The organism is uncultured Thiodictyon sp. (genome assembly GCF_903946935.1).
Classification (GTDB): Bacteria; Pseudomonadota; Gammaproteobacteria; order Chromatiales; family Chromatiaceae; genus Thiodictyon.
Map to the genome: position 1 here is coordinate 1 of NZ_CAJAXH010000027.1, position 10,972 is coordinate 10,972.

The window sequence follows — 10,972 nt, forward strand, 5'->3', positions numbered from 1 at the left end:
ACGACCTTTGCCAGAAAATCAAAAACTTCATCGACTATTTCAACAAGACAATGGCCAAACCATTCCGCTGGACCTACCAAGGCAAGCCGTTGGCAGCCTAGCTTGACATGGTCCGAGCACTTTCATCCTGCGGTACTAGGTAAGCCCGTGGACCGCCTCGTTTGGGTCTAGATCCTCGTCCGCTCGCGTCTCAAATCGCCGGGGCGGACCCTAACGAGGCGCTAAATCTGTCTCATCGGGGCGTTCCGCTGAGGTCTACCCCAACGAGGCGACAGGGGGCAGGTGCCCCGGGGCCTCGCCCTGACCCAGGGGCGGGCTGTGCCGGCCCCTGGGAGCGTGCGGGGCTCATCCTGGCCCTGCCCCACGGGGGAGCTTGCGCCAGCGCCTGAGAGCGCCCGGGGCCTCGTCTCGGCCCCTTACCTAGGTTTTCTGTTCCGTTGCACCCGAGACCCCTGCAACTGGCGTTCTTCGACCCAATCGACATCATCAAACATCAGGATGTTGGGCCTGGCTAAACTATTACAATATGGGCAAGTGGGTAATGCGTTGACCAACTGACATGTCTGTGAATCCACCACAGGCTCAAAGTCTTCAGCCGACCAGATTGCATCCCGGCACCGCGACAGGCACTGCAAGTGGTGGATGGAGCCGTGGACCTCCACAATGCTATTGGCATCGAAGCCGGCCTTCTGGAAGTGTCCATCCACGTTACTGGTGAACACGAACACCCCGTGCCGCATGCCCTGCCCCCAACGCTTGAGGATTTCAAAGCCGGGATGGGGTGCAGTCTCCCGATACAGCATCAACCGATGGCCATAGAAGCCCCATGCCAACCGGGGATCACGCTGAAACATTGCGGGGGATGCGGCTTCGTAGAAATTGATCCGGGCGCGACCCAACGCGGGATAGGCTTTCCAGAAACCTTCGTTGCCGCGGAAGTCTGGAAGCCCGGAATCCACCCCCATGCCGGCACCTGCTGCCACGACAAGTGCATCCGCGTGTTTAATCAGGTCCGATGCTCGGGAAAAATCATTCTCAAACGGCATGTTCATGGTGCGACTTGGTGGCGATCATTATCCCGACCGATTGATCATCGTTTCGACCGTCGGCGCTCGCGGCGCGCAGCGCCTGACACATGCGTGCCACCGCTGGAGCGGTGGCACGAGAACGGGGGAGGTGCAGCGCTACCACGACGATGATCAACGGATTATCAGCCGGCGGGTTCGGACCATAAACCGGAGAGCATCAGTACGTAGGGTGGATAAGCGCAGCGCATCGATCACACCGCCGGGACGGTGGATGCTGCCTGGATCAACGTCGTCCACGTCCGAAGTCATTGTGCCATACCTATCCACCCGCGGCTAGCGAACGAAGCGATCAGCAATCTCAATATCCTTTCGCAATAGATCGTTCACCAGTGTCTGTACGTCGGCATTGCTTCCGGTGCTCTTGGCCTTGAGATAGCGGAACACATCCTGATCCAGGTAGATCGGAACTTCAATTTCGTCTGCGGGCACGAAGAACCGGCCCTGTTCCGCGTTGGAAAAGTCGTATTGGTCTTTCATCGTTTAAGCCTCGCTTGATAGGTCGCGCGCTCTTGGCGTGTGGCGCGGCGGGCAGAAATCAGCCGGATCTCACCGGCTGTACAGTCCGTGTGAACGACCAGTAACAGCTGATGGTCTGTGGCCACTCCAAGCAACACCCACCGTTCCTCGCCTTGAGAATGGTCGTCATCAGGGATGTTAAGGGCATGAGGATCGGCGAATGCATAGACCGCATCTCGAAAATCGACGCCGTGTTTGCGCAGATTCGTGCGATTCTTGTGCTCATCCCATTGAAAGTGCATCTGCGGAAAAGCTCCGGAGTAGTCACGTCGGACTCGGCGCTGCCATTCTTAAAGCCATGGCCTCACTGAGCTAAAATTGTGTTTTCTGATGGCTCATACTCAGGCACGGAGCTCATCCTCAGGCAATGACTCAAAGAAGCGTTGATCGACCCGGGCCTTACCGCTCAGAGCGCCGAAGCGCCGACCACTGGGGCGGGGCGCGATGGGGGTGATTCGCACGACGGGTGTACCGGCCTTGGCGATCACCACCGCCTCGCCGCGGCACGCCTGGTCGATGATTTTGGAAAGCTGCGTCTTGGCCTCGTGGATATTAACCTGAATCATAAGGGCGACGTACTGCTTAGATAATGTAGCTTGGTCAAGTGTACAATCTAAAACGACCAGGAACCAGAGGATATTGTTTCCGCATCAATGGTCATCAGAGACCCGCATACCGAGCTTCCGATAGACCTCGCCCCGCTCCCGCTTTCCGACGGCCAACACGATGACGACGACCGCATCGTCCAGGACCTGATACGCAAGCCTGTATCCGACCGACCGGAGCTTGATCTTGTAGACTTCATCGAATCCGTGCAGCCGCGCCGAAGGACCTTCGGCGTCTCCAGCCGTTCGGCGAGTTTCTTCTGGAATTGTGCCCGAATCGGCGGCGCCAGCTTTTCCCACTCCTTGAGCGCGACCGGCAAGAACTTGAGCCGATAGGTCATGCCTGCGCACCTCCTCAGAGTTGATCCAGATTCACCTCGATCGCCTCACCGAGCTGAGACTGGCGTTCCCGTACGGTCTGCGCGAGGTCCGCATCTTCGATGCGATCCAGTAACCACTCGTAGGTGTCGGCCGGAACCAAATAGGCCGTCGGTTCGTTATGATTCAGGATAGCGACCGCTGCTCCGCCTGCCGCCGCCAGCACGGCCGCCGGGTCGCGCTTCAATTCGGAGAGACTGGCCGAGCAATTCGCGAGCACAAGTTTCATCGGGAGTCTCCAGGCCAAGAGAAGAAATCACGCGATCTTGCGGAAAAGGTTCAACCCCACTGGCAATTGTTCGAGTAGGGCGTTTCCGGCCGGAATCCCTCGGCCAAGCGCTCAATCGGCGAGGGCCATCTCGTGCAGCGCATCGCGGAGCATCGTCCGCCACTTCTTGAGATTTGCGTCGTCGTTGACAACCGTGAGCGAGTCCGGTCAAGTATTCTCCCCCATCCGGACGCGCGTCAAGTCGCCGGGGCGGCGGCTTGCAGCAACCAGGTCGTGGACCCTGAGGTTAAGCCCCCCAGCTGGATCGTCGTTGCGGCCGGGCGGGTTCGGACCATAAACCGAAGAGCATCAGCATCCGCCGCTCTTCGATCCGTTCAGGGCGATTGAGTTGCAGCAGCGCGAATCTTGGACTTACGGACCAAATGCTCAATGTATTGGTAATTGCGCCATTGTTGCTCATCCTCGTCCGACAGGGCGCCTTCGTGGCTGCGCTCAAGGATCTGGTCAATTTGTTCTTGCAGGGCTTGGCTCGGACGTAGCGCCATGATCTGCTCCGGGGTGGGCAGGCTGGCAAGCAGTTCCAGCACGTCAGCCAACCCCGAGAATCCGGCAGCCCCTTGGGCATCGAGCTCACGTAGACCAAGGCTCAGGATGCGCGGCAGACGCCCCTCGCGGGGTCGCAGCTCTGCGGCAAGATCGTCGGGAATTTGCAGGGTGAGTTGCATCGCGTTCCGCTCAGTCGAAGACATTGATTATTGACAGTTCCCTGAGTGCAGTATTCTCCCCCGCCCGGACGCGCGTCAAGTGCTCGTGACCGCCAGTCCGGGATGCGGTTGTTCCGGTCATTGAGGTTTGCCAAGAAACAGGCTGCGACTGGGCAGCTCCGTCCGATCACATCCTTTACTCCCCCACCCACCGCAGCGCCCGTTGCAGCACCGCATCGGACAGATACATCCCGCTGTCGCGCAGGTGCTCCAGAACCGGGCGGGCGGCAGCAAGACGACCGGTTTGCTTGGCCGCGAGCACCAGGCCGACCGTGCCGCGCAACGATAACCCCAGCGCCTCGGCGCAGCGGCGCCCCGCCAGGTCGTCGATTACCGCCGTGCTTTCGGGGAAGCCCCGGACCAACTCCAGTACCGCGGTTTCTCCCGGACCCAAGTCCCAGGCCAAGCATTGCGCCGATGCCGCGGGAACCGGCTGCACCTCCAGCCAGTCGTGGGCGGCCAGTGCCCGCGCTGTCGGGTCAAGGTCCCCGTAAGCGCGAATCTCCCGCGCCACCGGCTCCGGGACCCAGACGGTCGGCGCGGCATCCCTGAGCAGGTGCAGAAGGCCAGCCTCGGCCAAGTGGATCAAGGGCGAGCTATTCACCACCAGCCGTACCAGGCGCTCGCTCATATCGCGGCAGCCGTTCCGCCTTCAGCCTGACCGAGTTCCCGCGCGAGACTGTCATCATCAAGGATAAAGACATCGACACCTTCGCGGGCCAGCGCGTGGATGAAATCGCGTCTGTTCATCCCAGCCAACTCGGCCGCTCGCTCCTGTGACATCAGACCACGCCCGTACCAGTGGATGGCCGCCGCCAGTTTCATCTCGCGGCCGAATTCAGTCGGCGAACGGCGCAGGGCAGACAATGCGGAATCGGGAATTGCAAGGGTTAATGCAGTCATGTGTGTCCTCGACGCGGTTGTCGATGGGCGAATGCTACCAAAGTCGCTGCACGTCCAAGTGATCGAATAGGGTCTCGTTGCTGACCCAGGCACGCAGCTCATCCTCCGGCAAGGGCTCGAAGAAGCGCTGGTCGACCCGGGCCTTACCGTTCAGCGCGCCGAACCGCCGACCGCTGGTGGGGGGCGCGATGGGGGTGAGGCGCACGACGGGTGTAGCGGCCTTGGCGATCACCACCTCCTCGCCGCGGCACGCCTGGTCGACGATCTTGGAAAGTTGCGTCTTGGCCTCGTGGATATTGACCTGGATCATAGGGGCGACTGAGTGCTTAACTAACGTGGATTGGTCAAGTGTAACAGTCGGACGGCGCCGCGCAACAAGTACGCCAAGGCATTGGCACCATGGCCTTGACGATAAGCGCCGCCGGCCTTGATCATTCTTCCGGCCACTTGGGCTCGCCAGGTGCGTAGTCAGGCTATCTTGGCCTGACACCGTCAGGGCTGGAAGCCCTGACTACGCACACCACTGGCCGGGATTATGATCGACGCCGCGCCGCCACTGGGAGCGCCGCACCCCAGTGCGGCGCGATCTCGCAATGACCCGCGGCGTCGCGTGCTGCTGATGGCCGGGCCGCACTGGGGTGCGGCGCCCCCAGTCGGTCGGCCTGACGGCCGACCGGACCGGCTGAAGCCTCGACCTCCGGAACCCCCGGCGCAAAGCGCCTGACACAGGCGTGCCACCGCTGGAGCGGTGGCACGAGAATGGGGGAGAGGCTATGCCGCTTCCCGCCCATCGGCCTGTTTCAATCGACACTCCGCCGCCAGCCGCCGCAGGAATTGCTCGGGCGTCAGGGCCTCACCGAGCAGGCTGCGCTGGCGGCAGACGTTGGCGAAGTCACCCGCGGTCAATCCCTGGAGCGCCTCCAGATAGCGCGCCAACTCCGGTGCGACCGGCGCGTTACTATCGCCCAGGGCCTCCCGTGCGAATAGGGCGAGGCGTTGCGCCGGGGTCAGCGCCCGGAAATTGAGCTTGAAGTCGAATCGCCGCAGGGCTGCCGCATCGATACCGGACATCAGGTTGGTGGCGGCAATGAAGATGCCGGGATAGCGCTCCATCTGCTGCAATAGCTCATTGACCTGGGTGCGCTCCCAACTGTGCCGGGCCGCTCGCCGGTCGCTCAAGAAGCTGTCGACCTCATCGAGCAGCAGGACTGAGTGCGCCGGGTCGCATTCGCGGAACAGCCGCGCCAGGTTCTGCTCGGTCTGCCCGACATAGGGCGAGATGAGGTCGGAGGCCTGGCGCGCCACCAGTTCGCGGTCCAGGGCCTCGGCCAGGACCTCGGCAAAGGCGGTCTTGCCGGTGCCGGGCGGGCCATAGAAGCAGAGGCTGCCGCGTCCCTGCGCGGCCAGGGCGCGGGCGATGGCGCTCGGGGCGATGCCGCCCGCCAGGTTGAGAAAGGCCACGTCGAAGCGGGTCGCCGGGGTGCGGCTCCGGGGCGTCGGCGCGCCATAGAGCAGGGTGCGGACCGCGGCCACCCCGGCGCGGACCGTCTGCTCGGCCTGGGCCTGCGGGTGCAGGTCCAGCAGCCGCCGGGCGGCACCCAACTGGGCCGGCGCCAGGACCGCATCGGCGGCCAGTTCATCGAGCAGGGCCGGCGGCAGGTCGCGGTCGCCCAGATGGCTCTCGACCATGCGGCGACGCACCGAGCGCGGCGGGGTGACGAAGGCGACCGGCAGCAGGAAGCGGCGCAGGAAGGCGGGGTCCATGCTGTCGGCGTCGTTGGTGATCCAGATGGCCGGGACCGGGTTCTCCTCCAGGATGCGGTTCATCCAGCCCTTCTGCCGGCCGGTCGTGCGGCTCCCGCGCAGGAGTGCGAACAGGTCCTCAGCGCCACCAAAGACGTCCTCGACCTCGTCGAAGATCAGCACCGCGTCGCGCCGCCGCCCGAGCAGGCGTTGGGCCAGCAGATAGGCCGAGAGCCGACCCGTGCGCCGCAGCCCGTCACCATCCTCATCGGCGCTGCGCACCTGGTAGGCGCGCAGACCGCAGGCCGCGGCCAGCGCCCGCGCCAGTTCGGTCTTGCCGGTGCCGGGCGGCCCATAGAAGAGCGCGTTGACGCCGACCGCCGCGGTGGCTGCGCTGTGACACAAGACCCCGTGCAGGCGAGCCGCCGCATCCGCCAACTGCGGAAAGGCGTCCAGGCGCCAGGCCCCGGCCGGGGCCGGTTCGATCAAGAATGCGAGCAGCGCCTCGGCATCCCGCGGGGCGGCCTCCAGCACCTCGCCCAGCAGGCCGGTGGGGGTCAGAAAGTCCTCCAGGTCGCAGAGGCCGTCCTCGCAATCCACCAGCCCGAGTGCGCGCAGCGGGGCGCGCCTGTCCAGAGCACTCTGCGTGGTCGCGAGATCCAGGCCGAGCAGGGTCGCCAGGCGCCCCAGGTTCAGCCGGGGGGCGATGCGGCCACTGGTGCGCCCGTTGGCGCGCAACAACACGCGCAGCGGTTCGCGCAACTCCCGGTGCTCGAGGAAATCGAGGATGCGTACCGCGGTCGCATCGAGCGCCAGGGCCTCGCCGAGCAGCGCAATGGTCGGGGTGGTTGGCTCCGCCCCGTCGGCCTGCGCCAGCCGCTTCAGCACCCGGCGCGGGAGTGTCCGAAAAAAGGCACGCAGGCGCTCGCGCAGCTCTGCGGCACCGAGTGGTCGGGGCGGCAGGTCCCGGCCATCGTTGGCCCTGCGGGCGATTTCATAGTCCAGGGTCTGTCCGCCTTGCACATCGTCCCACTCCTCCCAATCGACCGCGCCCGGCGACAGCCAGTGACGCTCTGAATCGGCATAGGGCGACAGCAGCACGACCACTGCGTCAGGATCGAGCAAGGGCAGGGTCAATTCCCAGAGGGCGCCCAGAACGTCGTTATCCTTCAAGTCCTGACGCAGACGCGCATCGCCCCGCACCAGTTGCAGGGCATAGCGGGCGGCCCGGCGCGCGGCGGCGGGGACGGTGGCAAAGTCGGTGCGCCAGAGGGTCCGATGGTCTTTCATGCTCAATTCTCCTGCGCCCAGGGCATGAAGCGGCGGCGGTCGAAGTGGAAGCTGACAAAGTCGCCGCGGGCTGGGCCGGTCTCCCAGATCAGGCCGACGACGAGATCGCGCCGCTCCCGGTAATAGGTCGATCCGGCATCGGTTTCCCCGTCGAACAGGGGCGTCTCCAGGACTTCCAGCACCACGACCGGCTGGCCATAGCGCGGGAGGCGGTGGTTGCGCATCCCGGGCTTCCACTTGCAAAGGTCGCCGGGGGCAAAGCAATGCGGCTCGCTGAACGACCGGTAGCGCTCCCGCAGGGCCGCGCCGAGGTCGCCGTTGAGCCCATCCAGCGGCTCGTCCGCGAGCAGGTCCAGCGGGGCCTCGTCGCTCAGACCGATCAGGTCAAGCAGTTGGCGCGACGACAGGTCTTGGTTCTTCGGGGCCATGGCGGATTCCTCTCGGGTGGCGGTTGGTCTTGTTGCGACTGGCGGGGCCTATTCAACCACCGCCATACGTCAGTGCCTGTCGCATCTGCGATGCACAAACGCGAGGTCTTAGAGACCCAACTGGACCCGGATCGCACCCTCGACCGCGCGCAGGTCAGCCGCGGAGAGGCTCCCGATCTGTTCCATGAGTCTTGACTTGTCGGCCGTGGTGAGTTGGTCGGCCATGGTCTTGCTGACGGTCCCCTCAATGCTGACCCTGGCCTCGCTCGGATAGAGCCGGTCGGTGTTACTGGTAAAAGGCACGACCTGAACCCGGTTCAGGAAGCGATTCGCCATATCATTGCTGACGATCACCGCCGGACGGCGCTTCTTGATTTCGCCGCCCACGGCGGGGTCGAAGTTCACCCACCAGACCTCACCCCGCCGCACGGTTCAGGTCTCCGATCAGTGCATTGCTCCAGTCCAGCGCAGCGGTCTCGCGCTCGGCGTCTGCGGCCATGGCGCGATAGGCGGCCTCTTCCTCCGACTCCGGCGCGAGCTCACGGGCACGCTCAAGGACCGCCTCTTGAAATTCGGCGGGCACAAGAAACCAGGTTGGATTTCCCCTGCTCTGCGGATTGCCGAGCGGCCAGTCATCTTCGCCGGTCCAACGGATGGCGACTCCAGGTTCGCCGTCCCACTCAAGCTCGCAGACCGCTCCACCACCGGGACCACCGTCGTAGATGACATGGACGCCGGAGACCCTTTTCTTCGGCCCTTGCACGGCTTCAGGACTGATGTAGCTCATGATCGATGGTCCTCTGTCAGTTGAGACGAGAGGGAGCTTAGGCATCTGATCGATCTCTGTCAACACGTATGATTGCACATAAGTTCATACATAAGATTTTATGTAAGAGGAGCGAACCCGGTTCACTGCGTTTTCGCGTGCGGGATATAACAACTCAGTTTGCAAGACATTAAAGCGGAGTGGTTAGGAACATTGAAGGATCGCCATACGTCAAACTCTGTCGTACACTGCGACCATGGTTGCTACCCATCAAATCCGGCTCGCGCGGCTCAAGCGCCTTGAAACCCTGCTGCCCCGCGGGTGGACACCCGGCGACTGCCCGGACGGCGCGCGTCTGCTCGAGAGTCTCGGTGATGCCTATGCCGGCCCCAAGCCGACGGCAGGCCGGCGTAAGCTGCAACGCGATCTGGAGGCCTTGGTGAAGACAGGGCGCATCGAGGCGGTCAACCCCGGTGGCAAGCCATTACGCTATCGCCGTCTCACGGACGCACCGGACGAAGACCAGGCGATCTGGGAGTACAACCTTCAGTCGATGCGCGACCTGGTGGCGGAGGCCCTGCCCCAGCACCAGCTCGATCGGCTGTGGCAGCGGTTACTGAACAATGCCGAGGGTCTCAGGCTCGACGAGGGGCGTCTACGCATCGTCCCCGACACCCTGCGCCTGCAACCCGCGGCACTCTCTGCCCAGGTGCTGGAGGCCGTGATCGAGGCGCTGGCGCAACGCCGTGCCCTGCAAGTGCTCTATCAAAACGCCGAGGAGGAGCGCAGCGATGCCTGCCTGCACCCCCAGGCGCTGGTGCAACGCGGACCCATCCCCTATCTGTTTGCGCTGAAGAACGACGAGGAAGAACCGGTCCGGCTTTATGCCTTGCACCGGATGATCAGGGCCGAGGTGCTGACGCAGACCCCCGCCCGCGAGGCGGTGGGCTTCGATCTGGATCAGACCATCGCCAACGGCCAAGTGGATTTCGGTCGGGGGGAGCAGATCGACCTGGAATTGCGGGCGCGCGGCTATCTGGCGACGGTGCTGATCGACTGCCCGCTGGCCGCAGGCCAGGACTGGGAGGAAGAGCTGCCCGATTCCGACTTTGACATCCGGGTGTGGGCGCAGGTCCCCCAGACGGGCCAACTGCTGCGCTGGCTGTTGGGGGCCGGGGCCAATGTCGAGGTGGTCGCCCCGCCGGATTTGCGCCGGGTGGTGGCGGTGCAGGCGGCGAAGGTGGCGGCACTTTATCCCGAGTAGAAAGCAATGCGAGAGACAGACAGATCGGCCGCCATCGCGCGGCCGATCGCGACCAGCCCCAGTCGCCGCAAGGTGCTCAGGTCCAGCGGGCGGTCGATTCGGTAGGGGGTAAAGTCGGCGAAGGGCAGGCGCACCGTCTCCCATTGCGGACCGGCGCGGAACGAGGCACGATAGGACTGCCAGACGATGCGGGTGTCGACCGTGCGCAGGTGCAGGTTATAGGTCTCGTCATTACCGCGGACGACCAGTTCGATCCCGCTCCAGCCCCGGGCATCCAACAAACCGGCGGGTCGCAGATCAAGACCGGCCTGCACGAATCCGCCGTTGTTCGCCAGGCTGACCTGACCGGTCAGGTGCAGGCAGGGGCACCCATCGATCGCCTCCGCGGCCAGTCCGCCCCGTGAGACGCCGCCCATCACAGTGTCGGCGATGCATTGCCAACGGGTGCCCAGGTTGCTGTTCAGGTTGCCACTGGTGCGGTCGTCGATGATTGGGTCGGGTGCGGGAGTCATCAATCATGGGACGCCATGCGGGGGGTTACTAAATAAATGAAGTTACCACCATGTGGCCAGGCGATCTCTCCAAATGTGGCAGTCGGGAATGGTCTTGCGTTCATTTTCCGGTTTGAAGCTAGGTCTATGTTCTGCTGTGAAATCATCATTAATAGATATGTCTTTGCCATAAATCGGAGTTCTTATGGTTTTATATGCCTTGTCGTAACCTCCTGCCGATTGCTCTGTGCCGCTCTCGTCGTACCACTCTTGGGCTTCGATGCGTCTTGTTGCTACTCCGAAATGAACCGGTTTCAGTGTTAGGTCAAGCTCACTCCACCAGTAATATATTCGCCCAAAATATATATTTGAGATAGAGGCTTACTTAACGGCTAATAAATACGGCGTTTGATTATTGCAGATCTGCCGAAGAAGCAAGCGTCCGGATGCAATATAAACCTGTGTTTCGCTTGAAGTCGGTTTGCGCTCGTAATCTTTGCTCAGTCG

The 10,972-nt window shown here is 63.2% G+C and carries 15 protein-coding genes and 1 pseudogene; 1 reads left to right on the forward strand and 15 read right to left on the reverse strand.

Going from position 1 to position 10,972, the window contains the following annotated elements; genetic code table 11:
* Positions 1–416: 416 nt before the first annotated feature.
* From QZX93_RS03535 to QZX93_RS03600, 14 genes and pseudogenes are all read right to left on the reverse strand, one after another.
* Complete coding sequence (locus QZX93_RS03535) at positions 417–1,052, reverse strand: Sir2 family NAD-dependent protein deacetylase (RefSeq protein WP_295392738.1); 636 nt, start codon at positions 1,050–1,052, stop codon at positions 417–419.
* Between the two features lie 309 nt (positions 1,053–1,361).
* Positions 1,362–1,565 carry a hypothetical protein gene (locus QZX93_RS03540; protein WP_295392739.1) on the reverse strand — a complete coding sequence of 68 codons (204 nt, stop codon included), beginning with the start codon at positions 1,563–1,565 and terminating at the stop codon, positions 1,362–1,364.
* Positions 1,562–1,846 (reverse strand): BrnT family toxin, encoded by a 285-nt coding sequence (locus QZX93_RS03545; RefSeq protein ID WP_295392740.1) that lies wholly within the window; start codon positions 1,844–1,846, stop codon positions 1,562–1,564. Before QZX93_RS03545 ends, QZX93_RS03540 begins: the two co-directional genes overlap by 4 nt.
* A 99-nt stretch (positions 1,847–1,945) precedes the next feature.
* On the reverse strand, positions 1,946–2,170 hold the full coding sequence (locus tag QZX93_RS03550; protein WP_295392741.1) for a type II toxin-antitoxin system Phd/YefM family antitoxin: 225 nt from the start codon (positions 2,168–2,170) through the stop codon (positions 1,946–1,948).
* Between the two features lie 84 nt (positions 2,171–2,254).
* A pseudogene (locus QZX93_RS03555) lies at positions 2,255–2,550 on the reverse strand (type II toxin-antitoxin system RelE/ParE family toxin).
* Positions 2,551–2,564: 14 nt separating this feature from the next.
* Positions 2,565–2,816, reverse strand: coding sequence for a type II toxin-antitoxin system prevent-host-death family antitoxin (locus QZX93_RS03560; RefSeq protein WP_295392742.1), 252 nt, complete (start codon positions 2,814–2,816; stop codon positions 2,565–2,567).
* Positions 2,817–3,190: 374 nt separating this feature from the next.
* Entirely contained in the window at positions 3,191–3,541 is a 351-nt protein-coding gene (locus tag QZX93_RS03565; protein WP_295392743.1) for a hypothetical protein, read from the reverse strand.
* Positions 3,542–3,716: 175 nt separating this feature from the next.
* The gene (locus QZX93_RS03570) at positions 3,717–4,211 is read right to left on the reverse strand and encodes a DUF3368 domain-containing protein (protein ID WP_295392744.1); all 495 of its coding nucleotides are present in this window, start codon (positions 4,209–4,211) and stop codon (positions 3,717–3,719) included.
* Positions 4,208–4,483: a UPF0175 family protein gene (locus QZX93_RS03575; RefSeq protein WP_295392745.1), complete on the reverse strand. Its 276-nt coding sequence runs from the start codon at positions 4,481–4,483 to the stop codon at positions 4,208–4,210. The genes QZX93_RS03570 and QZX93_RS03575 overlap by 4 nt, the downstream gene beginning before the upstream one ends.
* Before the next feature lie 34 nt (positions 4,484–4,517).
* Positions 4,518–4,793: a type II toxin-antitoxin system prevent-host-death family antitoxin gene (locus QZX93_RS03580; protein ID WP_295392746.1), complete on the reverse strand. Its 276-nt coding sequence runs from the start codon at positions 4,791–4,793 to the stop codon at positions 4,518–4,520.
* 461 nt (positions 4,794–5,254) lie between these two features.
* Positions 5,255–7,516, reverse strand: a complete 2,262-nt coding sequence (locus tag QZX93_RS03585) for an ATP-binding protein (RefSeq protein ID WP_295394364.1) — start codon at positions 7,514–7,516, stop codon at positions 5,255–5,257.
* 2 nt (positions 7,517–7,518) lie between these two features.
* Positions 7,519–7,944: a hypothetical protein gene (locus tag QZX93_RS03590; RefSeq protein WP_295392748.1), complete on the reverse strand. Its 426-nt coding sequence runs from the start codon at positions 7,942–7,944 to the stop codon at positions 7,519–7,521.
* A gap of 108 nt (positions 7,945–8,052) precedes the next feature.
* Positions 8,053–8,349 (reverse strand): type II toxin-antitoxin system PemK/MazF family toxin, encoded by a 297-nt coding sequence (locus tag QZX93_RS03595; RefSeq protein ID WP_295392749.1) that lies wholly within the window; start codon positions 8,347–8,349, stop codon positions 8,053–8,055.
* Positions 8,350–8,359: 10 nt separating this feature from the next.
* A complete protein-coding gene (locus QZX93_RS03600) occupies positions 8,360–8,731 on the reverse strand; it encodes a hypothetical protein (RefSeq protein ID WP_295392750.1) in 372 nt (123 codons plus the stop codon).
* A 235-nt stretch (positions 8,732–8,966) separates the two neighbouring features.
* Here QZX93_RS03600 and QZX93_RS03605 point away from each other — a divergent pair, with 235 nt between their 5' ends.
* Positions 8,967–9,974 carry a WYL domain-containing protein gene (locus QZX93_RS03605; RefSeq protein WP_295392751.1) on the forward strand — a complete coding sequence of 336 codons (1,008 nt, stop codon included), beginning with the start codon at positions 8,967–8,969 and terminating at the stop codon, positions 9,972–9,974.
* On the opposite strand, the gene QZX93_RS03610 is transcribed toward QZX93_RS03605, so the two are convergent.
* On the reverse strand, positions 9,962–10,486 hold the full coding sequence (locus tag QZX93_RS03610; RefSeq protein ID WP_295392752.1) for a CIA30 family protein: 525 nt from the start codon (positions 10,484–10,486) through the stop codon (positions 9,962–9,964). The two genes, QZX93_RS03605 and QZX93_RS03610, sit on opposite strands and share 13 nt — an antisense overlap.
* Between the last annotated feature and the right edge of the window lie 486 nt (positions 10,487–10,972).